Origin of the sequence: Streptomyces sp. NBC_01525 (assembly GCF_045040405.1) — a bacterium.
Lineage (GTDB): Bacteria > Actinomycetota > Actinomycetes > Streptomycetales > Streptomycetaceae > Streptomyces > Streptomyces benahoarensis.
Map to the genome: position 1 here is coordinate 1,177,703 of NZ_CP109397.1, position 19,130 is coordinate 1,196,832.

A 19,130-nucleotide genomic window follows, 5' to 3' on the forward strand; every position below is an offset into this window, starting at 1 on the left:
CGTCAGGGCTGGCGCCACTTAGACAAAATTGCTTCACGTACGCAGGAAACGGCAGGCGAGATGACCGTGCAGGAAGAAGCCCGTCCAGAGCTTGAAGTCTGGATCGATCAGGACCTGTGCACGGGGGACGGGATCTGTGCGCAGTACGCGCCCGAGGTCTTCGAGCTGGACATCGACGGGCTGGCGTACGTCAAGAGCGCGGACGACGAGCTGCTGCAGGACAAGGGCGCCACGACGCCTGTCCCGCTGCCGCTCCTCGGCGACGTACGGGACTCCGCGAAGGAGTGCCCCGGGGACTGCATCCATGTGCGGCGGGTCGCCGATCAGGTGGAGGTCTACGGTCCCGACGCGGAGTAGCCGGGGCGGACCGGGAGTGGCGGCGGCGCGTATCGCGACCGCCGCCTTCCGCTGTCCGGACGCGCTCCCCGCGCCGGGCCCGGTTCCCGTACGGCGCCGGGCCGTACGGTGACGGCTCAGACGCGGGCGGTGCCCAGCGCCGCCTGATCGTCGGTGCGGAGGAACTTCCCGTCCTGCCAGCGCCACTTGGTGTCGGTGCGGACGTCGGGGCAGCAGCGCGGCACGTCGGTCGTGGAGTAGCCCAGAAGCGTCGCGGAGACCGTGCCGTCGTGCAGGGCGAGGTCCTGGACGCTCAGCTTCCGGGACGGGTCCAGAAGGGTCGCCACGATGCGGGGCGCGGCCTTGGCGTCGGAGGTCCGGGCGAGGACGTAGACGCCGCCGGGCGGGGTGCCGGTGTCGCTGTGGCAGCGGACGGTGGCGACGGTTTCGGTGGTGCCGTCGCCGTCGAGGTCGCCGGAGACCTGTTTCACCACATCGAGGCGGTTGGGCCCGCAGTCGAGGGGGAAAGTCACGGCGTGCGCGTCGGGGGCGGGCGCGGTGCGGCCGGGCTTCGCGGAAGCGGTGGTGGCGGTCGCATCGGGAGGCTGGACGAAGGATCCGGCGGCGATGACCGCGGCGACAGCGGTGGCCGTGGTGAGCCAGTGCATGGGGCGGGGCTGGGTGTGCGAAAGGTCCTGGCCTGCCAAGGGCTGCACGCGGGGTAACTCCTGTGAAGTGCTGTGGCGGTGGGAGTGCCCAGCATCGTTCCACAGGACGGGACGCCGAGGAACCAGCGGGACCCGAGTTTCACGCCGGGAACACACCGGAAACGAAAGAGCGCCGCCGACGGTTCCCCGGAGGGAACTCATCGGCGGCGCCCGGTTGTTCGGTGGCCGGAAGCCCGTCGTCAGCCGCGCTCGGCGGCCGATCCGGAGGCGTCCTTGGTGGCGCCGCCCGACGTGGAGCCGGGGCCGGTGTAGTCGTCGCCGTACGCGCCCTTGGCGGGGCGGCGGCGGCGCAGCGGGGGCTCGACGCCGTCGGCGAGGCGGCGGGCGGTGAGCAGGAAGCCGGTGTGGCCGATCATGCGGTGGTCCGGGCGGACGGCCAGGCCCTCGACGTGCCAGGTGCGGACCATGGTCTCCCAGGCCGACGGCTCGTTGAAGGTGCCGTGCTCGCGGATCGCCTCGACGGTGCGGGCCAGCTGCGTGGTCGTGGCGACGTACGCGCAGAGGATGCCGCCGGGGACGAGTGCCTTGGAGACGGCCTCCAGGCACTCCCAGGGGGCGAGCATGTCCAGGATGACGCGGTCGACGTCGGTGTCGGAGAGGTTGTCCTGGAGGTCGCCGACGGTGAGCGTCCACGCGGGGTGCGGGCCGCCGAAGTACCGCTCGACGTTCTGCGTGGCGATCTCGGCGAAGTCGGCGCGGCGCTCGTAGGAGTGCAGCATTCCCTGGTCACCGATGGCGCGCAGCAGGAAGCTGCTCAGCGAGCCGGATCCCACCCCCGCCTCGACGACGCGGGCGCCGGGGAAGATGTCGGCCATCGCCAGGATCTGCCCCGCGTCCTTGGGGTAGACCACGGCGGCGCCGCGGGGCATGGACAGGACGTAGTCGGGGAGCAGCGGGCGCAGCGCGAGGTAGGCGACGTTCCCGGTGGTACGGACAACACTGCCCTCGGGAGCACCGATCAGCTCGTCGTGGGGGAAGGCTCCCTTGTGGGTGTGGAAGCTCTTGCCCTCTTCGAGCGTGAAGGTGTAGTGGCGTCCCTTGGGGTCGGTGAGCTGGACCTGGTCCCCGACCTTGAAGGGCCCGCGACGGCGGGCGGCACCGGTCGGTTCGGACATGTGACCAGCCTACCGGCCCCGGGACGTGCCCCGGACCAGCGGGCGCCCGGCGGCGGCCCCGGGGACCGGCGGGCGGCCCGGCGGCGGGCGGCCGGGCCCGGGGCGCGCCGGGGCCCGCGCGGCGGTCAGGAGTGGCGGGCCATGGCGGTGACGAAGGCGCGCTCGACGTCGGCGGCGGAGAGGACGCCGTAGATCTCCCCGGTTTCCTCGACGACGAGGTATTCGCTGGCCGGGGTGGTGCGGAGGTGTTCCAGCAGCTCCTCGCCGGACAGGTCGGCCGGGACCCGCATGCCGTCCTTGAGGTCCTGGGAGAGCGTGCCGACCGCCACCCAGGGGCGGCGGTGTTCCGGTACGGCCACGATGGCGGCCTCGCGGACGACGCCGGTGGGCTCGCCCTCGGGGTCGACGACGACGAGGGCGCGGGCCCCCGCGTCGTTGGCGCGGCGCAGCGCCTCGGCGAGCGAGGTGTCGGGCGGGGTGGGCGCCGCACGGCGGGTGAGGGTCCGGGCTCCCAGGTCGGGGAGGCGTTCGCGCAGGCGGGCCATGCGCAGGCTGTTCCCCGCGCCGGTCCAGATGATGGCGGCGAGGACGGCGGCGAGCAGCGCGTCGGTGAGGGAGTCGGTGCCGGTGATGTCGGCGGGCGGGGTGCCGAGCGCACCGGAGTGGGTCAGCAGGGGCAGGCCGATGAGGACCGTGACGGCGAGCGCGCGGCCCACCCAGGCGGCGGCGACCGTGCCGCTCATGGGACGGCCGGTGACCTTCCACACGACGGCACGCAGCATCCGGCCGCCGTCGAGGGGCAGTCCGGGCAGGAGGTTGAAGACCGCCACGATGAAGTTGGAGATCATCAGGCCGGCCATCAGGACGCCGGGCACCGTGCGCGGCTCGACCAGCTGCATGCCGCCGTAGAAGACACCGGCCAGGACGAGGGAGAGCAGCGGGCCCACGAAGGCGAGGACGAACTCCCGGCCGGGCGTCTCGGTCTCCTTCTCGATCTCCGACACCCCGCCGAAGAACTGCAGCTGGATGCGGCGCACCGGCAGCTTGAAGCGGAGGGCGGCGACGGTGTGCGCCAGTTCGTGGACGAGCACCGAGGCGTAGAAGGCGACCGCGAAGAAGAGCGAGACGAGGTAGCGGGCGGCGCCCAGCTCCGGCAGGACCTGTTCGAGCTGGCCGCCGAAGACCCAGGTGATCAGCGCGGCGACGAGGAACCAGCTGGGTGCGACGTAGACGGGCACGCCGAAGGGGCGGCCCATCAGGATGCCGCCGCCGGTGCCCTTGGGGCGGCCGGGCTTCGGCGCCTTGCCGCCCGTGCGGTGCGGACCGGTCCCGGGGTCCCGGCGCGGCTCTGCCGGCCGGTGCGGCCGAGGCGCCTCGGGGCCCTGCGGCTCCTTGGGGTCCTGCGGCTTCCCGCTGTCGTCCACGGCGTCCCCTCGTCGGAATTGCGGCCTTCGCGCCTGCTCGGCCTGATCGTTTCGATCGTGCAGGGCAAAAGGGTTCTGCCGTCGATGGTATGCCGAGCCGCCGCCGCGGATCCGTCGTGGGGGGCCGTCGCCGGTGCCGTGGCGGCGTCCCGCGGCGGGGGCGTTGTCAGTGGCGGCCCGTAGGGTCGGGTGTCATGGGAACGAGCACCGAGAATGCCGGGGCGGACGCGACGCACGGGCCGCGCACGCAGGGGGCGGCGGACGGACCGGAGACACCGTCGGCGGGCGGGGCGGTCGCGGCCGGGCACGGCGCGTCGGCGGACGGGCCGCGGGCAGCTGCGATCGGCCCGCAGGCTGCCGCCGTCGATCCGCAGGCGGTGGCCGTCGGACCGCAGGCGGTGGCGGAGGAGTCCGTCGCGCGATCGAGGCGGCCCGGGCCGCCGGTGGCGCTGTCGCCGTCGCGGGCGAGCGATTTCCTGCAGTGCCCGCTGCTCTACCGCTTCCGGGTGATCGACAAGCTGCCGGAGCAGCCCAGCGCGGCGGCGACGCGGGGCACGGTGGTGCACGCGGTGCTGGAGCGGCTGTTCGACGTGCCCGCGGCGGAGCGTACGGCGGGCGGCGCGCGGGCGATGGTGGCCGGTGAGTGGGAGAAGCTACTGGCCAAGCGGCCGGAGCTGGCGGAGCTCTTCGCCGACGACCCGACGGGCGAGCGGCTGAACGGGTGGCTGGCGGACGCCGAGGCGCTGGTGGAGCGGTGGTTCACGCTGGAGGATCCGACCCGCCTGGAGCCGGCCGACCGGGAGCTGTACGTCGAGACGGTGCTGGAGTCGGGGCTGCGGCTGCGCGGGTTCATCGACCGGGTGGACGTCGCGCCGACCGGTGAGGTCCGGATCGTCGACTACAAGACCGGCAAGGCGCCGCGGCCGCAGTTCGCGGAGGGCGCGCTGTTCCAGATGAAGTTCTACGCACTGGTGATGTGGCGGCTGCACGGAGTGGTGCCGCGGCGGCTCCAGCTCGTCTATCTGGGCAGCGGCGACGTCATCACGTACGACCCGGGCGAGAGCGAACTGCTCACCGTGGAGCGGAAGTTGCTGGCGTTGTGGGAGGCGATCAGGACGGCCACGGCGACGGGCGACTGGCGGCCGCGGCCGACGAAGCTGTGCGGCTGGTGCGACCACCAGGCGCACTGCCCGGAGTTCGGCGGCACTCCCCCGGTGTATCCGCTGGAGATCCGCCCGGCGGACGGCGCGTAGCCGGAGCAGGGCAGAATGGGGCCGGTCCAACAAAGGAGAAGTGGTGGCAATCCGCGTCCTGCTGGTCGATGACCAGCCGCTACTGCGTACGGGTTTCCGGATGATCCTGGAGGCCGAGCAGGATCTGGCGGTCGTCGGCGAGGCCGGTGACGGCCTGCAGGCCCTGGAGCAGGTCCGGGCACTCCAGCCCGATGTGGTGCTGATGGACATCCGCATGCCGCGGATGGACGGCGTGGAGGCGACGCGCCAGATCACCGGCCCGGCGAAGGACGGCCCGGCGAAGGTGCTGGTGCTGACCACCTTCGATCTCGACGAGTACGTCGTCGAGGCGCTGCGCGCGGGCGCCAGCGGCTTTCTGCTCAAGGACGCCCCGGCGCACGAGCTGGTACAGGCGATCCGGGTGGTGGCCGCGGGCGAGGCGATGCTGGCGCCGAGCATCACCCGTCGGCTGCTCGACAAGTACGCCGGGCATCTGCCGTCCGGTGAGGAGGCGGTACCGGACACCCTGGACACCCTCACCGACCGCGAGGTGGAGGTGCTGAAGCTGGTCGCGCGCGGGCTGTCGAACGCCGAGATCGCCGCGGACCTCTTCGTGAGCGAGACGACGGTCAAAACGCATGTGGGCCATGTGCTGACGAAGCTGGGGCTGCGTGACCGCGTGCAGGCCGCCGTGTACGCGTACGAGAGCGGGCTGGTGCGCCCCGGCGCCCAGTAGCGGCGGCGCGGGCCCCGGTCCGGGGCGGCGTGGAACGGCCGGAGGGGCCGGTCCGGGATGGATGTCCCGGACCGGCCCCTCCGCCTGTGTCGTGCGGGTCAGTCGGAGACGCCGCGGCCCAGCTCCCAGATCTGCAGCGCCGAGGAGGAGTTGAGCGCCCACTCCACGCCGGTGATGTCGTCGCGGGCGGCGACGTACTGCTTGCCCTGCCACAGCGGGAGGATCGGGACGTCGTCGGCGAGGATGTTCTGGATCTCCTTGAAACCGGTGCCCGCGGCGTTGCGGTCGGTCTCCTGGCGGGTGCCGGGGATCAGCTGCGTCTCGATCTTCGCGTTGCGGTACGGCGAGTTGAGGAAGTTGCCCTTGCCGAGGAACGGGCCGACGTAGTTGTCGGCGTCCGGGATGTCGGGGAACCAGCCCATGCCGTAGACGGCGTACTTGCCGTTCGAGGAGTCGGTGCGGAACTGCTGCCAGTTGTCGACGCCCTTGATGTCGACGTCGAACAGCTTGCTGGCGTTGAGCTGCTGCTTCAGGGCCGCGAACTCCTTGGCGGTGCTGGCGCCGTAGTGGTTCTCGGTGTACGTCAGGGTCACCTTCACCGGGGTGTTGATGTTCGCCCGCTCCAGGATCTGGCGGGCGGCCGGGACGCTGGGGTTGCCGTACTTGGTGAAGAAGGAGTTGATGTGGCCGGTGAGGCCGGTCGGCACCAGGGAGTACAGCGGGTCGCCGACGTAGGAGTAGACGTCGCGCAGGATCTGCGAGCGGTTGACGAGCTGCGCCATCGCCTGGCGGACGGCCGGGTTGGAGACCGACGGGTCCTTGGTGTTGAAGGCGAGGTAGCGGATCTCCTGGCCGGGCATCTCCTGGAGGGTGATGTGCTCGTTCCGGGAGTTCTGCAGGCCCTTGACCTGAGCGGGCGACAGCCCACGGTTCATCAGGTCGATCTGGCCCTTGCGCAGCGCCTTCTCCATCGCGGACGAGCTGGGGAAGAACCGCATCTCGACCTTGTCGTTCAGCGGCTTCACCGCACCGCTGTAGCCGGGGTTCCGGCTGAAGACGATCTTGGTGATGCGCTCGCCGCTGTGCTCCGCCTTGAGCGTGTACGGGCCGGAGCCGACGAGGTCGAAGCCGCTGCGGAGGCGGTCCGCGGGGTACACCTGGTGGTCGACGATGCCGGCGGCCGGTGTGGTGAGCTTCTGCGGGAAGGTGGCGTCCGGCTTCTTGAGGTGGAAGACCACCTCGGTGTCGCTGGGCGTCTCGACCTTGTCGATGTCGTTGACCAGCGTGCCCGGACCGTTGGCGTAGTTGATCTTCTGCACGCGGTCGATGGAGAACTTCACGTCCTGCGCGGTGAGCGGGTGACCGTTGGAGAACTTCAGATCGCTTCGCAGGGTGCACCGGTACTGCTCGTTCCGCGTGTCACGGAAACCGCAGGTCTTGGCCGCCTCGGGCACCGGAGTGGTGCCGGTTCTGGGGAGGCGCAGCAGCGTCTGGAGGGTGCCGCGCAACACGTTCATCGCGTCGACGTCGTACGCCTGCGCCGGGTCGAACGGTGCGGGGGCATCCTTGGTGGCCTCCATCTGCGTGGCGACCCCGACGACGATCGGATCGCCGCTCCCGCCCGCGCCGTCCGGGCCGCCACAGGCCGCGAGTACGGGGGCGAGCAGACCGGCCAGAGCCGGCAGCACCAAGGTCTTGCGATTCATCGTCGGCAGGTTCCTTATCAGCGCAGAGGTGTTGCTCGCGTCGACATTAGTAGGAACAGCCATCGCGTCCGGGCCGCAACGGAGTTGCCGTTATAGGGACACCGGATAACAGCACATGGATCTCCGATTACCGGACGCCGGAACGAAGTACACGTCACCCCATGAATCCGGACACTTACCCCCGTGCACCAGGCCCCCGAACCCCTCTGGAACACCCGCCGGGACACCTGTCGACGCCGGGGCGCGTGAGAAACCTCACGCGCCCCGATGGCAGCAACAATGCGGGAATTCAGCCAGGGTATACGTCACGGAAAATGAGCGGGCCGCTGCCCTGAGTTCTGCCTGCTTTCCCGGCGGAACGCTCAGTGCATGCGTCAATTGCTTTCCGTGATGAGGGCCCGGAGAAATGAAAGATCAACTTCTTCGAGTGACCGGACGACGGTCCGCCCGGCAGCGGGCGGCACCGGCACCACCGACGGCACGGCGACGACCCGGCACCCGGCCGCCTCGCCCGCGCGCACGCCCGTGAGGGTGTCCTCCACCACCGCGCACCGCGCCGGGTCGACGCCCAGCCGGGCGGCCGCGGTGAGATACGGGTCCGGGTGCGGCTTGGTGCGTTCCAGTTCGTCACCGGCGAGGGTCAGATGGAAGTTGGCCGGGCCCAGGGAGTGCAGCATGCGGTCGATGATGGTGCGGTGCGAGGCGGAGACCAGGGCCGTGGGCACGCCGTGGGCGGCCAGATCGGCCAGCAGCCGGCGGGCACCGGGCATCAGCGGCACCCCGCGGCCGATCCGGGCGGCGAACCGGGCGTTGATCAGGCCGCTCAGCTCCGCCAGGCCGATCTGGGCGCCGGTGGCCTGAATCAGATATCCGGCGCTGCGGGTCATGGGACCGCCGACGACGACCTCGCGGTGGGTGTCGTTCAGGATGTGTCCCAGTTCGGCGAAGACCTCGGACTCCGCCTCCCACCAGAAGCCCTCGGTGTCGACGAGCGTGCCGTCCAGGTCGAGGAAGACTGCCTGGAGGGCGGTGCCCTTCGCCGCCCGGGAGTCGGCCGCGGGGATGCTGCTGGTCATCCGTCCACCTCCGTGAGGACGTCCCCTGGGGGGACAAAAGGGCCGGCCACCGCCCCGGAGTGGGGTGATGACCGGCCGCTACCGGACCGACCAGTGTACGACTGTGCGCGCCGGTCCGTGGGGTGACGCGGAAGCGGGCCGTCCGCCGTTCGGGCGGCGGACGGCCCGGGCGCTCACCTGGCGTTGAAGTACTTCGCCTCGGGGTGGTGGATCACGATCGCGTCGGTGGACTGCTCGGGGTGGAGCTGGAACTCCTCGGAGAGCTGGACGCCGATGCGCTCCGGCTCCAGCAGGTCGGCGATCTTCGCGCGGTCCTCCAGGTCGGGGCAGGCGCCGTAGCCCAGGGAGAAGCGGGCGCCGCGGTACTTGAGGGCGAACATGTCCTCGACATCGGCCGGGTCCTCGCCTGCGAAGCCCAGCTCGGCACGGACCCGGGCGTGCCAGTACTCGGCCAGCGCCTCCGCGAGCTGGACGGAGAGGCCGTGCAGTTCGAGGTAGTCGCGGTAGGAGTTGGCGGCGAAGAGCTTGGCGGTCTCCTCGCCGATGCGGGAGCCGACGGTGACGACCTGGAGGCCGACGACGTCGGTCTCGCCGGACTCCTCCGGGCGGAAGAAGTCCGCGAGGCACAGGCGGCGGCCGCGGCGCTGGCGCGGGAAGGTGAAGCGGGTGCGCTCGGTGCCGTCCTCGTGGAGCAGGATGAGGTCGTCGCCCTTGGAGACGCACGGGAAGTAGCCGTGGACGACGGCGGCTTCCAGCAGGTTCTCCGTCTGGAGCCGGTCCAGCCAGCCGCGCAGCCGCGGCCGTCCCTCGGTCTCCACCAGCTCCTCGTAACTCGGGCCGTCGCCGGTACGCGCCTGCTTGAGGCCCCACTGGCCCTTGAAGAGGGCACCCTCGTCCAGCCAGGAGGCGTAGTCGGCGAGCTGGATGCCCTTGACGACGCGAGTGCCCCAGAACGGCGGGGCGGGGACGGGGTTGTCGGTCGCGACGTCGGAGCGGACCGAGCCCTCGGGCTCCTCGACCTCCAGGACGGCGGTCTCCCTCTTGGGGACGCGGCGCTGCTTCAGCTCGGGCAGGGTGGCGCCGGGAACGCCGCGCTTGACGGCGATCAGCGCGTCCATCAGGCGCAGCCCCTCGAACGCGTCGCGGGCGTAGCGGACCTCGCCGTCGTAGATCTCGTGAAGGTCCTGTTCGACGTAGGCGCGGGTGAGGGCGGCGCCGCCAAGGATGACCGGATAGTCGGCGGCCATCTTGCGCTGGTTCAGCTCCTCCAGGTTCTCCTTCATGATCACCGTGGACTTGACCAGCAGGCCGGACATGCCGATGACGTCGGCGCGGTGCTCCTCGGCGGCTTCCAGGATCGCGGCGACCGGCTGCTTGATGCCGAGGTTGACGACGTTGTAGCCGTTGTTGGAGAGGATGATGTCGACGAGGTTCTTGCCGATGTCGTGGACGTCGCCGCGGACGGTCGCCAGGACGATGGTGCCCTTGCCCGACCCCTCGCCGTCGTCGATCTTCTCCATGTGCGGTTCGAGGTGGGCGACCGCGGTCTTCATCACCTCGGCGGACTGCAGGACGAACGGCAGCTGCATCTGGCCGGAGCCGAAGAGTTCGCCGACGACCTTCATGCCCTCCAGGAGGGTGTTGTTGACGATGTCGAGGGCGGGGGTGTCGCGCAGCGCCTCGTCGAGGTCGGCCTCCAGGCCGTTCTTCTCACCGTCGATGATGCGGCGGGCCAGGCGTTCTTCGAGCGGCAGCGCGGCCAGCTCCTCCGCCCTGCCCGCCTTGAGGGATTTGGTGTCGACGCCCTCGAAGAGCGCCATGAGCTTCTGCAGCGGGTCGTAGCCCTCGGCGCGGCGGTCGTAGATCAGGTCGAGGGCGCAGGTGACCTGCTCGTCGTCGAAGCGGGCGATCGGCAGGATCTTGCTGGCGTGCACGATCGCCGAGTCCAGTCCGGCCTTGACGCACTCGTCGAGGAAGACGGAGTTGAGCAGGATGCGGGCGGCCGGGTTGAGGCCGAAGGAGATGTTGGAGAGGCCGAGGGTGGTCTGGACGTCCGGGTGACGGCGCTTCAGCTCGCGGATGGCCTCGATGGTGGCGATGCCGTCCTTGCGGGACTCCTCCTGGCCGGTGCAGATGGTGAAGGTGAGGGTGTCGATGAGGATGTCCGACTCGTGCACCCCGTAGTTGCCGGTCAGGTCGGCGATGAGGCGCTCGGCGATGGCGACCTTGTGCTCGACGGTACGGGCCTGGCCCTCCTCGTCGATGGTCAGCGCGATGAGCGCCGCGCCATGCTCGGCGGCGAGGGCGGTGACCTTGGCGAAGCGGGACTCGGGGCCGTCGCCGTCCTCGTAGTTGACGGAGTTGATGACGGCGCGGCCGCCCAGCTTCTCCAGTCCGGCGCGGAGCACCGGCAGTTCGGTGGAGTCCAGGACGAGGGGGAGGGTGGAGGCGGTGGCGAAGCGGCCGGCCAGCTCCTCCATGTCGGCGACGCCGTCCCGTCCGACATAGTCGACACAGAGGTCGAGCATGTGGGCGCCCTCGCGGATCTGGTCGCGGGCCATCTCCACGCAGTCGTCCCAGCGGCCCGCCAGCATCGCCTCGCGGAACTTCTTCGAACCGTTGGCGTTGGTCCGCTCGCCGATCGCGAGGTACGAGGTGTCCTGCCGGAAGGGGACGGCCTGGTAGAGGGAGGCGGCGCCGGGCTCGGGGCGCGGCTCGCGGGGCGGCGGGGTCAGGCCGCGGACCCGCTCGACGACCTGCCGCAGATGCTCGGGGGTGGTGCCGCAGCAGCCACCGACGAGGGAGAGGCCGTACTCGCCGACGAACGTCTCCTGGGCGTCGGCGAGTTCGGCGGCGGTCAGCGGGTAGTGGGCGCCGTCCTTGCCCAGGATCGGCAGGCCCGCGTTGGGCATGCAGGAGAGCGGGACGCGGGAGTGGCGGGCGAGATGGCGCAGGTGCTCGCTCATCTCGGCGGGGCCGGTGGCGCAGTTGAGGCCGATCATGTCGATGCCCAGCGGCTCCAGCGCGGTGAGCGCGGCGCCGATCTCGGAGCCGAGCAGCATGGTGCCGGTGGTCTCGACGGTGACGGAGCAGATGACCGGCAGATTCGTGCCGGTGGCGGCCAGGGCGCGGCGGGCGCCGAGGACAGCGGCCTTCGTCTGGAGCAGGTCCTGGGTGGTCTCGACCAGGAGCGCGTCGGCACCGCCGGCGATCATGCCCTCGGCGTTGCACTGGTAGGCGTCGCGGAGGGTGGTGTACGGGGCGTGCCCGAGGGTGGGCAGCTTGGTGCCGGGACCCATCGAGCCGAGGACCCAGCGCTGCCGGCCGGTCGAGGCGGTGAACTCGTCGGCGACCTCGCGGGCGATGCGGGCGCCCGCCTCGGAGAGTTCGAAAACGCGCTCGGGGATGTCGTATTCGGCCAGTGCGGCGAAGTTGGCGCCGAAGGTGTTGGTCTCCACGCAGTCGACGCCGACCGCGAAGTATTCCTCGTGCACCGAGCGGACGATGTCCGGCCGGGTGATGTTGAGGACCTCGTTGCAGCCTTCCAGCTGCTGGAAGTCCGCCATCGACGGATCCTGCGCCTGCAGCATCGTGCCCATCGCCCCGTCGGCGACCACCACCCGTGAGGCCAGCGCCTCACGGAAGGAATCGACGCGGGACGCGCTGGAGGACGTGGACGTGTACGAGGCCATGGAGGTGCTCCCTGGTTGCGACGGCTGTCGGCTTTGCGCCCCCCGGTGGACGGCGCACGCCGCCAGCCTAGCTGGCGGTCCGGGACAGGTGTTCCCCGTTCCAGGGCCTGGACAGCCCGCGGCGCGGGACCGGCGTACACCGGCCATGATCGCCAAGGGTCCGACGGCCCTCCCGCGGTTCGGCATCGACCGATATCGTTCAGCATTGTCGAACCACGCATCTTGGAGGTTGTCCGATGGCACGCACCATCCAGTCGCTGGAGCGAGCCGCCGCGGTACTGCGGCTGCTGGCCGGCGGGGAACGGCGGCTGGGACTGTCCGACATCTCCTCCGCGATCGGCCTGGCCAAGGGCACCACCCACGGCATCCTGCGCACCCTCCAGCAGGAGGGCTTCGTCGAGCAGGAACCGGCCTCCGGCCGCTATCAGCTCGGCGCGGAACTGCTGCGTCTGGGCAACAGCTATCTCGACGTCCACGAGCTGCGGGCCCGCGCCCTGGTGTGGACCGACGATCTGGCGCGCTCCAGCGGCGAGAGCGTCTACCTCGGCGTGCTGCACCAGCAGGGCGTGCTGATCGTGCACCACGTCTTCCGGCCGGACGACAGCCGCCAGGTCCTGGAGGTGGGCGCGATGCATCCGCTGTACAGCACGGCACTGGGCAAGGTGCTGTGCGCGTACGACCCGGTGGCGCACAGTGAGGTCGCGGAGGTGGTGCGGGAGCCGCTGACCCCGCACACGGTGACCGGGGCGGACGCGTTCGAGGCGGCGCTGGAGCTGACCCGGGCGCGGGGCTGGGCCGCGGACGTCGAGGAGACCTGGGAGGGCGTGGCGTCGGTGGCGGCTCCGGTGCACGACCGGCGGCGGATGCCGGTGGGTGCGGTGGGCATCACCGGGGCCGTGGAGCGGGTGTGCCAGGAGGGCGTGGTGCGGCCGGAAATCGTCGCCGCTGTCAGGGATTGCGTACGGGCTGTGTCCAGGGACCTGGGCGCAGGCCGGTTCTGACCGTATTGCCACCGATTGTTCACGTGACTTTTTCGCCACAGAACCCTTGACGTCATCAAACAGGTGAACAAAACTGCCGTTCGTCGGTCGGCATTGTCGAACACCACACGACAATATTCGTTATGGTGGGCAACGCCGCGGGGCCGACCACAGCCCTCTCGGAGGGCGCGGACCACCGGAGACCCGGGGTTCGCCTTCCCCTGGACGAAGGACAAAGGAGTCGCGGGTGTCCAGCTCCGACATCTTCCTCAGCGAGACCATAGGTACCGCTGTTCTGATACTGCTCGGCGGTGGCGTCTGCGCCGCCGTCACCTTCAAGCGTTCCAAGGCGTACGCGGCCGGCTGGGTCGCCATCGCCTTCGGTTGGGGCTTCGCCGTACTCGCGGGCGCGTACATCGCCGCGAAGTCCGGCGCGCACCTCAACCCCGCGGTGACCATCGCCCTCGCGATCAAGGGCGGCATCGAGTGGAGCCAGGTGCCGGTGTACTTCGCCGGTGAGCTGCTCGGCGCCATGATCGGCGCGGTGCTGGTCTGGCTGGCCTACTACGGGCAGTTCCGGGCGCATCTGTCCGACCCGGAGGTGCTGGCCGCGCACAACGGCCAGGAAGGCATGGTGGACAAGGCCACCGCTCCCAAGGCGGGCCCCGTCCTCGGCATCTTCTCCACCGGTCCGGAGATCCGGAACGCCGTTCAGAACCTCGTGACCGAGATCATCGCCACCATCGTGCTCGTGCTGGCGATCCTCAACCTGGGTCTGAGCGACAACGGCAAGGGCGTCGGCCCGATCGGCTCGCTGCTGGTGGCGCTGGTCGTCGTCGGCATCGGTCTGTCGCTCGGCGGTCCGACCGGCTACGCGATCAACCCCGTCCGCGACCTGGGCCCGCGTATCGTGCACGCGCTGCTGCCGCTGCCGAACAAGGGCGGCTCGGACTGGGGCTACGCATGGATCCCGGTCGTCGGCCCGCTGATTGGCGGAGCCATCGCCGGTGGCATCTATCAGGCGGCGTTCGCCTGAGCCGCGTCCCCGCACCGACTCCGCCCGCACAGAATCACTGGAGCACACCATGAGCGACACCCCCTCCACTTCTTCCCACGGTCACGGTCCGTTCATCGCGGCCATCGACCAGGGCACGACCTCCAGCCGCTGCATCGTGTTCGACAAGGACGGCCGCATCGTGTCGGTCGACCAGAAGGAGCACGAACAGATCTTCCCCAAGCCCGGCTGGGTCGAACACGATGCCGCCGAGATCTGGGCGAACGTCCAGCAGGTCGTGGCCGGCGCCGTCGCGAAGGCCGGCATCACCGCCGACGACGTCAAAGCGATCGGCATCACCAACCAGCGCGAGACCACACTGCTGTGGGACAAGCACACCGGTGAGCCGGTCCACAACGCCATCGTCTGGCAGGACACCCGCACCGACGCGCTCTGCAAGGAGCTGGGCCGCAACGTCGGCCAGGACCGCTTCCGCCGCGAGACCGGCCTGCCGCTGGCCTCGTACTTCGCGGGCCCGAAGATCCGCTGGCTGCTGGACAACGTCGAGGGGCTGCGCGAGCGCGCCGAGCGCGGCGACATCCTCTTCGGCACGATGGACTCCTGGGTCATCTGGAACCTCACCGGCGGCGTGAACGGCGGCGTGCACGTCACGGACGTCACCAACGCCTCGCGCACCCTGCTGATGAACCTCCACACGCTGGAGTGGGACGACAAGATCCTCCAGTCGATCGGGATCCCCGCCGCCGTCCTCCCGGAGATCAAGTCCTCCGCCGAGGTCTACGGCACCAGCGCCGACGGCGCCCTCGCCGGGGTCCCCGTCGCGTCCGCCCTCGGTGACCAGCAGGCCGCGCTGTTCGGCCAGACCTGCTTCTCGCAGGGCGAGGCCAAGTCCACGTACGGCACCGGCACCTTCATGCTGATGAACACCGGCAACCAGCCGGTGAACTCGTACAACGGGCTGCTGACCACCGTCGGCTACCGCATCGGCGACCAGGCCCCGGTCTACGCCCTGGAAGGCTCCATCGCCGTCACCGGTTCGCTGGTGCAGTGGATGCGCGACCAGATGGGCCTGATCAACTCCGCCGCGGAGATCGAGACGCTGGCCTCCACCGTCGAGGACAACGGCGGCGCGTACTTCGTCCCGGCCTTCTCCGGCCTGTTCGCCCCCTACTGGCGCTCCGACGCGCGCGGCGTGATCGCGGGTCTGACCCGCTACGTCACCAAGGCGCACATCGCCCGCGCCGTACTTGAGGCCACCGCCTGGCAGACCCGCGAGATCACCGACGCCATGACGAAGGACTCCGGCGTCGAGCTGACCGCGCTCAAGGTCGACGGCGGTATGACCTCCAACAACCTGCTGATGCAGACCATCTCGGACTTCCTGGACGCGCCGGTGGTGCGCCCGATGGTGGCCGAGACGACCTGCCTCGGCGCTGCCTACGCGGCCGGTCTGGCCGTCGGCTTCTGGTCCAGCACCGACGAGCTGCGCGCCAACTGGCGCCGGGCCGCCGAATGGACCCCCCGGATGGATGCGGCCACCCGTGACCGCGAGTACAAGAGCTGGCTCAAGGCAGTGGAACGCTCCATGGGCTGGCTCGACGACGACACTGTCGAGGAGTAATTGATGAGCACCCTGCAGAGCGTCCCGGCCCTCGGGACGCACCCGGCCGACGGTTCGACCCCGAGCCGCGCCGAAACCCGGGAACAGCTGTCCAAGGCGACGTACGACCTCCTGGTGATCGGTGGCGGCATCCTGGGCATCTCCACTGCCTGGCACGCCGCGCAGGCCGGACTGCGGGTGGCCCTGGTGGACGCCGGCGACTTCGCCGGCGCCACCTCCTCCGCCTCCTCCAAGCTGCTGCACGGCGGACTGCGCTACCTGCAGACCGGTGCGGTGAAGCTGGTGGCGGAGAACCACTTCGAGCGGCGTGCGGTCTCCCGTGAGGTGGCGCCGCACCTCGCCAACCCCCTCACCTTCTACCTGCCCGTCTACAAGGGCGGCCCGCACGGCGCGGCCAAGCTCGGCGCCGGTGTCTTCGCCTACTCCGCGCTCTCCGCGTTCGGCGACGGCGTCGGCCACGTCATATCGCCGGCCAAGGCCCAGCGCGACGTGCCGGAGCTGCGGACCGAGAACCTCAAGGCCGTCGCGGTCTACGGCGACGACCAGATGAACGACGCCCGTATGGCGCTGATGACCGTCCGCGCCGCCGTCGCGGCCGGGGCCACGGTCCTCAACCACGCCGAGGTCACCGGGCTGCGCTTCACCCAGGGCCGGGTCACCGGTGCCGAGTTGAAGGACCGCACGGACGGCGAGGAGTTCGGCGTCAGCGCCCGCCTCGTCCTCAACGCCACCGGCCCGTGGGTGGACCACCTGCGCAAGATGGAGGACCCGAACGCGGCCCCCTCCATCCGCCTCTCCAAGGGCGCGCACCTGGTCCTCAAGCGCACCTCCCCCTGGAAGGCGGCGCTGGCCACCCCGATCGACAAGTACCGCATCACCTTCGCCCTCCCCTGGGAGGACATGCTGCTGCTCGGTACCACCGACGAGGAGTACGAGGGCGACCCGGCGGACGTCGCGGTCACCGAGAAGGACACCGCCCAGATCCTGGACGAGGCCGCCTTCTCCGTCCGTGACCAGCAGCTGTCGCGGGACCTGATCACCTACTCGTTCGCCGGTCTGCGGGTGCTGCCCGGCGGCCCCGGCGACACCTCCAAGGCCAAGCGCGAGACGGTCGTGACCGAGGGCAGCGGCGGCATGCTGTCCGTCGCGGGCGGCAAGTGGACGACCTTCCGCCACATCGGCCGTACGGTCATGAACAAGCTCGCCGCGCTCCCCGGCCACCCGCTGGCCGGTGACATGGAGCCGATCTCGCACCTGCCGAAGAAGCTCCCGCTGCCCGGTATCGCCAACCCGAACGCGGTGGCGCACCGCCTGCTGATCGACGGCGGCGCCAATGGTCCGCAGATGGCGCCGGAGACCGCGCGGCACCTCGCCACGCACTACGGCTCGCTGTCGTTCGACATCGCGCGCCTGGCGAACGAGAACCCGGAGCTGGCCGGGCGCATCCACCCGGACGCGCCGGAGATCTGGGCGCAGGTCGCGTACGCCCGTGACCACGAGTGGGCCGAGACCGTGGACGACGTGCTGCGCCGCCGTACCACGCTGACCATCCGCGGCCTGGACACGGAGGACGTCCGCGCCAAGGTGAAGGACATGCTCGAAGGCTGATCCCGGGGCGTACGCCGCGCGCGTACGGTCCGGTCGGAGGGGCGGTTCCCGTACGGGGCCGCCCCTCCGGCGTGTGCGGGTACGGAGGGCGGTGGCCGCCGGGGGCCGCCCTTCCTGTGCCGCCCGGTACGCACCGGGCTGGGGCCGGGGCCGCAGGCCGGGCCATAATGGACCCAGACATCGGATGTCTGGGGAGATGTCCGGCGGGTCCGAAGGGGGAGGTCGGCCGTGGCGGTCACTGATGAGGCCATCGAGAAGATCAAGGGGATGATCGTCTCGGGGGCGCTGCGGCCGGGCGACCGGCTGCCGAAGGAGAGCGAACTCGCCGCGGCGCTGGGCCTGTCGCGCAATTCGCTGCGCGAGGCGGTGCGGGCGCTGTCGCTGATCCGCATCCTCGACGTACGGCAGGGCGACGGTACGTACGTCACCAGCCTCGATCCGCAGCTGCTGCTGGAGGCGCTGAGCTTCGTGGTGGACTTCCACCGCGACGACACGGTGCTGGAGTTCCTCGCCGTCCGCCGGATCCTGGAGCCCGCCGCCACCGCGATGGCCGCCGGGCGGATCGATCCGGCCGAACTCGACGCGCTGGACGCGGGGTTGGTGGCACTGGGCCCGGCGCCGTCGGTGGAGGAGCTGGTCGCCGGGGACCTGGAGTTCCACCGGCGGATCGTCGCGGCGTCCGGCAACTCCGTGCTCTGCTCCCTGCTGGAGGGCCTGTCGGGGCCGACCACCCGGGCGCGGGTCTGGCGCGGGCTGACGCAGAAGGACGCGGTGGCCCGGACGCTCACCGAACACCGCGCGATCCTCGCCGCCCTGCGCGACGGCGACGCGGAGGCGGCGCGGGCGTGGGCGACGGTCCATATCGCGAGCGTGGAGCAGTGGTTGCGGTCGACGTTGTGAGGGCCGGGCACCGGGGGCGGTGAGGCGGGCGGTGCGGGCACCGGAGCCGTGGCGGTCGGCCGGGCCGCGCGCCGTACCGCTCTCAGCCCGCCCCCTCGCCCGTCCCCCCGATCCCGTACACCCGCGCCGCCGTCCCCCCGAAGACCGCGGCGCGTTCGGCGGCGGTGAGGTGGGCGGTGGCGGTCTCGGCGAGGGTGTGGACGGTGGCGTAGCCGGCGGCGAGGGTGCAGACCGGCCAGTCGGAGCCGAAGAGGACCCGGTCGGGGCCGAAGGCGTCGAGGACGTGCCGGGCGTACGGCAGGAGCTGGCCGGGCCGCCAGTGCGTCCAGTCGGCCTCAGTGACCAGCCCGGAGAGTTTGCAGCTGACGTGCGGCAGGGCGGCGAGGGCGGCGAGGGCCGCGGCCCAGCCCGCGTCGTCGCCGCCGACCGCCGGTTTCCCCGCGTGGTCCAGGACGAACGCCAGCTCCGGTACGGCGCGGGCGGCGGCGAGCGCGGCGGGCAGTTCGCGCGGGGTGACCAGCAGGTCGTAGACGCGTCCGGCGGCCGCCACGGCGCGCAGTCCGCGCAGTACGCCGGGGCGGATCAGCCAGTCCGGGTCCGGTTCGTCCTGCACCTGATGGCGCAGGCCCACCAGGGCGGGCGGGTGCGCGGCGAGCGTCGCGGGCAGGGCGGGGTCGGTGAGATCGGCCCAGCCGACGACGCCCCGCACCGGGCCGGGGCCCGCCGCCACCGCCAGCAGCTCGGCGGTCTCCTCCGCGGAGGACGAGGACTGGACGAGGACGGTGGCGTCGATGCGGTGCGCGGCGAGCTGCGGGAGCAGTTCGGCGAGGGTGTGGTCGCGGCGCAGCGGATCGGCCCAGGGGCCGGTCATCCAGGGCTGCGGGCGGCGGGAGAGGTCCCACAGGTGATGGTGGGCGTCGATGCGCATCGGTGGTCTCCGGGTCGGTGGCGGGCGGCTCGG

At 71.1% G+C, this 19,130-nt stretch carries 15 protein-coding genes; 8 read left to right on the forward strand and 7 right to left on the reverse strand.

Annotation, left to right across the window (positions count from 1 at the left end; translation table 11 throughout):
- Nucleotides 1–60 precede the first annotated feature (60 nt).
- Entirely contained in the window at nucleotides 61–357 is a 297-nt protein-coding gene (locus OG422_RS05230; RefSeq protein WP_143939805.1) for a ferredoxin, read from the forward strand.
- Between the two features lie 116 nt (nucleotides 358–473).
- On the opposite strand, the gene OG422_RS05235 is transcribed toward OG422_RS05230, so the two are convergent.
- From OG422_RS05235 to OG422_RS05245, 3 genes are all read right to left on the reverse strand, one after another.
- Nucleotides 474–1,052 carry a hypothetical protein gene (locus OG422_RS05235; RefSeq protein ID WP_405740189.1) on the reverse strand — a complete coding sequence of 193 codons (579 nt, stop codon included), beginning with the start codon at nucleotides 1,050–1,052 and terminating at the stop codon, nucleotides 474–476.
- Between the two features lie 191 nt (nucleotides 1,053–1,243).
- Nucleotides 1,244–2,179, reverse strand: a complete 936-nt coding sequence (locus OG422_RS05240) for a tRNA (adenine-N1)-methyltransferase (protein WP_143939807.1) — start codon at nucleotides 2,177–2,179, stop codon at nucleotides 1,244–1,246.
- Nucleotides 2,180–2,304: 125 nt separating this feature from the next.
- On the reverse strand, nucleotides 2,305–3,603 hold the full coding sequence (locus OG422_RS05245; RefSeq protein ID WP_405740194.1) for a site-2 protease family protein: 1,299 nt from the start codon (nucleotides 3,601–3,603) through the stop codon (nucleotides 2,305–2,307).
- Nucleotides 3,604–3,797: 194 nt separating this feature from the next.
- On the opposite strand from OG422_RS05245, the gene OG422_RS05250 reads away from it, so the two are divergent.
- Together OG422_RS05250 and OG422_RS05255 are read left to right on the forward strand one after the other, a co-directional pair.
- Nucleotides 3,798–4,856, forward strand: a complete 1,059-nt coding sequence (locus tag OG422_RS05250) for a RecB family exonuclease (protein WP_405740197.1) — start codon at nucleotides 3,798–3,800, stop codon at nucleotides 4,854–4,856.
- Between the two features lie 43 nt (nucleotides 4,857–4,899).
- Entirely contained in the window at nucleotides 4,900–5,571 is a 672-nt protein-coding gene (locus tag OG422_RS05255; RefSeq protein ID WP_143939808.1) for a response regulator transcription factor, read from the forward strand.
- Between the two features lie 98 nt (nucleotides 5,572–5,669).
- Here OG422_RS05255 and OG422_RS05260 read toward each other — a convergent pair whose 3' ends face one another.
- From OG422_RS05260 to metH, 3 genes are all read right to left on the reverse strand, one after another.
- Entirely contained in the window at nucleotides 5,670–7,277 is a 1,608-nt protein-coding gene (locus OG422_RS05260) for an ABC transporter substrate-binding protein (RefSeq protein WP_143939809.1), read from the reverse strand.
- Nucleotides 7,278–7,651: 374 nt separating this feature from the next.
- Nucleotides 7,652–8,353 carry an HAD family phosphatase gene (locus OG422_RS05265; RefSeq protein ID WP_143939810.1) on the reverse strand — a complete coding sequence of 234 codons (702 nt, stop codon included), beginning with the start codon at nucleotides 8,351–8,353 and terminating at the stop codon, nucleotides 7,652–7,654.
- Nucleotides 8,354–8,526: 173 nt separating this feature from the next.
- The gene (gene metH, locus OG422_RS05270) at nucleotides 8,527–12,045 is read right to left on the reverse strand and encodes a methionine synthase (RefSeq protein WP_405740202.1); all 3,519 of its coding nucleotides are present in this window, start codon (nucleotides 12,043–12,045) and stop codon (nucleotides 8,527–8,529) included.
- A 236-nt stretch (nucleotides 12,046–12,281) separates the two neighbouring features.
- Between metH and OG422_RS05275 the strand changes: the two genes are divergently transcribed.
- From OG422_RS05275 to OG422_RS05295, 5 genes are all read left to right on the forward strand, one after another.
- The gene (locus OG422_RS05275; protein WP_143939812.1) at nucleotides 12,282–13,046 is read left to right on the forward strand and encodes an IclR family transcriptional regulator; all 765 of its coding nucleotides are present in this window, start codon (nucleotides 12,282–12,284) and stop codon (nucleotides 13,044–13,046) included.
- A gap of 226 nt (nucleotides 13,047–13,272) precedes the next feature.
- Nucleotides 13,273–14,061 (forward strand): MIP/aquaporin family protein, encoded by a 789-nt coding sequence (locus tag OG422_RS05280; RefSeq protein ID WP_405740205.1) that lies wholly within the window; start codon nucleotides 13,273–13,275, stop codon nucleotides 14,059–14,061.
- 49 nt (nucleotides 14,062–14,110) lie between these two features.
- The gene (gene glpK / locus OG422_RS05285) at nucleotides 14,111–15,661 is read left to right on the forward strand and encodes a glycerol kinase GlpK (protein ID WP_405740208.1); all 1,551 of its coding nucleotides are present in this window, start codon (nucleotides 14,111–14,113) and stop codon (nucleotides 15,659–15,661) included.
- 3 nt (nucleotides 15,662–15,664) lie between these two features.
- Entirely contained in the window at nucleotides 15,665–17,269 is a 1,605-nt protein-coding gene (locus OG422_RS05290) for an FAD-dependent oxidoreductase (protein WP_405740211.1), read from the forward strand.
- Between the two features lie 228 nt (nucleotides 17,270–17,497).
- Nucleotides 17,498–18,169, forward strand: coding sequence for a FadR/GntR family transcriptional regulator (locus tag OG422_RS05295; protein WP_405740214.1), 672 nt, complete (start codon nucleotides 17,498–17,500; stop codon nucleotides 18,167–18,169).
- 82 nt (nucleotides 18,170–18,251) lie between these two features.
- Here OG422_RS05295 and OG422_RS05300 read toward each other — a convergent pair whose 3' ends face one another.
- A complete protein-coding gene (locus tag OG422_RS05300; RefSeq protein WP_405740217.1) occupies nucleotides 18,252–19,097 on the reverse strand; it encodes an amidohydrolase family protein in 846 nt (281 codons plus the stop codon).
- Between the last annotated feature and the right edge of the window lie 33 nt (nucleotides 19,098–19,130).

What these genes read in the sequence shown, in the direction of transcription:
- OG422_RS05300 (WP_405740217.1), bottom strand. Translation starts at nt 19,097, where the DNA reads ATGCGCATCGACGCCCACCATCACCTGTGGGACCTCTCCCGCCGCCCG.
- OG422_RS05290 (WP_405740211.1), top strand. Translation starts at nt 15,665, where the DNA reads ATGAGCACCCTGCAGAGCGTCCCGGCCCTCGGGACGCACCCGGCCGAC.
- OG422_RS05240 (WP_143939807.1), bottom strand. Translation starts at nt 2,179, where the DNA reads ATGTCCGAACCGACCGGTGCCGCCCGCCGTCGCGGGCCCTTCAAGGTC.
- metH (WP_405740202.1), bottom strand. Translation starts at nt 12,045, where the DNA reads ATGGCCTCGTACACGTCCACGTCCTCCAGCGCGTCCCGCGTCGATTCC.
- OG422_RS05260 (WP_143939809.1), bottom strand. Translation starts at nt 7,277, where the DNA reads ATGAATCGCAAGACCTTGGTGCTGCCGGCTCTGGCCGGTCTGCTCGCC.
- OG422_RS05230 (WP_143939805.1), top strand. Translation starts at nt 61, where the DNA reads ATGACCGTGCAGGAAGAAGCCCGTCCAGAGCTTGAAGTCTGGATCGAT.
- OG422_RS05250 (WP_405740197.1), top strand. Translation starts at nt 3,798, where the DNA reads ATGGGAACGAGCACCGAGAATGCCGGGGCGGACGCGACGCACGGGCCG.
- OG422_RS05265 (WP_143939810.1), bottom strand. Translation starts at nt 8,353, where the DNA reads ATGACCAGCAGCATCCCCGCGGCCGACTCCCGGGCGGCGAAGGGCACC.
- glpK (WP_405740208.1), top strand. Translation starts at nt 14,111, where the DNA reads ATGAGCGACACCCCCTCCACTTCTTCCCACGGTCACGGTCCGTTCATC.
- OG422_RS05275 (WP_143939812.1), top strand. Translation starts at nt 12,282, where the DNA reads ATGGCACGCACCATCCAGTCGCTGGAGCGAGCCGCCGCGGTACTGCGG.